This window comes from Paenibacillus tyrphae (genome assembly GCF_027925525.1).
GTDB classification, from domain to species: Bacteria; Bacillota; Bacilli; order Paenibacillales; family NBRC-103111; genus Paenibacillus_G; species Paenibacillus_G tyrfis_B.
Genome location: NZ_BSDJ01000068.1, coordinates 1 through 2,919, shown reverse-complemented (window position 1 = coordinate 2,919; position 2,919 = coordinate 1). Strand labels below are relative to the sequence as shown.

At 55.3% G+C, this 2,919-nt stretch carries 1 protein-coding gene; it reads right to left on the bottom strand.

Features of this window, described 5'->3' with window-relative positions:
• Positions 1-2,919 (bottom strand): non-ribosomal peptide synthetase (locus tag QMG93_RS34850; protein WP_281944493.1); only part of this gene is annotated, 2,919 nt, incomplete at both ends.

Sequence of the window (2,919 nt, the reverse complement as noted above, 5' to 3'; positions counted from 1 at the left end):
TGCGATCAGCTTCCTGAACGCCTCCTCCAGCCGCTTCCAGTCCAGCGCCCCTTCGACCGTCATAGCGCCCGGCATGTTGTAGCTGAGCTCCCCGCCTTCGAGTTGGCTCAAAATGTACAGCCGCTTTTGCGCGGAAGAGACCGGATAATACGCGCTCTGCTTCAGAATCGGGATAGACGCATAGGCGCTCTGCTCCCGGCCCGCGACCGCTTCCGCCATTTGCTCAATCGTCGGATGCTGGAACACTTCCCTCAGCGGCATCTCGATATCCAGCTCTTTGTGCAGGTGGGCCACCAGCGTTGTTGCACGCAGCGAATGTCCACCGATTTCAAAGAAATTGTCTTTGACGCCAACCTTCGGAAGTCCGAGCACCTTTTTCCAGATTTGTTCCAGCTGCTCTTCCATTGGGGTGCGGGCCGCGACGTAGTCGATCCCGGTTTGCGTCCTTCGCTCCGGAGCCGGTAAGGCCCGGTGGTCGATCTTCCCGTTGGGCGTCAGCGGCAGCTGCGCAAGCTGTACAAAATACGAAGGAACCATATAACCCGGCATTTCCCGCGACAGCGCTCTTCTTAGCTCGCCCGCCGGCAGCTCCCGGTCCGCGACATAGTATGCGCATAGCTGTTTTTGCCCGGCCTCGTCTTCCCGCGCAATCACGACGGCTTCCAGAACGGAAGCTGCCTTGAGCAGATGCGCTTCCACCTCGCCGAGTTCAATGCGGTGACCGCGGATTTTGACCTGATGGTCGATTCGTCCCAAGTATTCGATGTTGCCATCCGGCAGCCACCTTGCCAAGTCGCCTGTTCGATACATCCGCGCCCCCGGAACGAACGGATTGTCGATAAACTTCTCCGCCGTCAGCTCCGGACGTCTCCAATACCCTCTGGCAACTCCGTCCCCGGAAATATAAATTTCGCCTGTTACGCCTACCGGGACCGGCTGCAGCCGCGCATCCAATACATAGATCTGCACGTTATCCGCCGGCACTCCAATGGATACGGACCCCTGCGTATCTTTGTCAGGATCAAATAAGTAGATCATGCACCCAACTACCGTTTCCGTCGGACCGTACTCGTTGAAAATTTCGATCCGGCGTTCGTATCGCTCCGACACGCGCTGCGCCAGATTGGCATCCAACGCTTCGCCTCCAACGATCATACGCTTCAGCTTCGTACCCGTATGCTCCCCATCCTCCAGCAGCAATCGCAAATGCGTCGGCGTCAGTTTCAGGACTCCCGCGCGATCATCCTTAATAATCCTGGAAATTGCCTGGCTCTTATCTTCCACATCGTATACGATCACGCTGCTGCCCGAGATAAGCGGCACATAAATGGAAGTCACCGTCAAATCGAACGATATGGAGGAATATAAGGCAAAATCCAGCCGATCCTCTCCCACATACGCCTGTTTAGCCCACCACAGGTAATTCACCGCTCCCTTGTGGGTGACCATAACTCCTTTCGGTTTTCCTGTGGAGCCCGAAGTATAGATCACATAGGCCAAATCGTCGGAACTGCAGGCTTCCTCTACATTTTCCGCTTCGGCGTCGTACAATGTCGGGTCCTTCAAATCCAGCGTTTCCCCTATAAAGGAGATCCCTTCCGTCAAGCCTTGATCCGTTAACAACAAATGCGTGCCGCTGTCTTCAAGTAGGAACGCGATCCGTTCTTCCGGATACGAGGGATCTATCGGCAAATAAGCGCCTCCGGCTTTCAAGATCCCGAGCATAGCAATCAACGTCTCTGCGGAGTGCCCGGCCATAAGCCCGACCAAACGGTCCGGCTGAACGCCTTTGGTCCGCAATACCCGGGCCAGTTGGTTCGATTTGGCGTTTAGCTCCCGGTATGTCATGCTCGTTTGCCCGCAAATGACCGCCACCTGCTCAGGCGTCCGCTCCGCCTGCTCCTCAAACAACTGATGAATCGTCTGCTCCCGGGGGTAATCTGCGGCTGTGCTGTTCGATCTCGTCAAAATTTGCTCTTTCTCTTCGGAGGTCATAATCTCCAAAAATGCGAGCGGCGTCTGCGGATCGTGCAGGATGGCCTCGACCAACCGGATGAAATGGCCGGCCATCCGCTCCGCCGTTTCCGGCTTGAACAGGGAAGCTGCGTATTCCAGACTGCAGGCGATTTCTTCCTTGTCTTCTATCGCGGTAAAGGTCAGGTCGAACTTGGACACGTTATGCTTGTTCGGATACGGGCTGAATTTCAATCCTTCGATGTCCAGCTCCTCCTGCTCCGTGTTTTGCAGGACAAACATCGTGTCAAACAAAGCACTGCGGCTCAAGTCTCTTGCCACATCCAGCTTATCGACCAGTTCCTCAAACGGATAGTCCTGATTTTCATAGGCTCTGAGCGCACTCTCTTTGACTTCTTGCACATAGTCATGGAATGTCTTCTCGCCGGCCGGAACATTCCGGATGGCCAATGTGTTCACAAACATCCCGAGGATCGGTTCCAGGTCCGCATGCGGTCTTCCGGCGATCGGCGTCCCCACGATGATATCTTCCTGTCCGCTGTATCTGGACAGCAAAGTCGTATAAGCTGCCAGCAGCACCATGAACAAGGTCGACCCGGTTTGCGCCGCGAACTGTCTCAATCCTTCGCTCATTTGCTTGTCCAGCACAAATTCGAGCGTGTTCCCCTTAAAGCTTTGGATCGAAGGCCTTTTGTAATCCGTTGGCAGATCGAGCACCGGGATCTCCCCGCGGAACGTCTCCAGCCAGTACGCTTCCTGCTTGCGCAAACGTCTGCTGTGAACTTCCCCTTGCTGCCATGCCGCATAATCCTTGTACTGAATCCGCAGCGGCGGCAGCTGGTCTCCTTCGTACAGCCGGATAAATTCCTTCGTCAGAATTCCCATCGACACTCCATCGGAAATGATATGATGCATGTCAATCAGCAGCAGATGGCGATCCGGCTT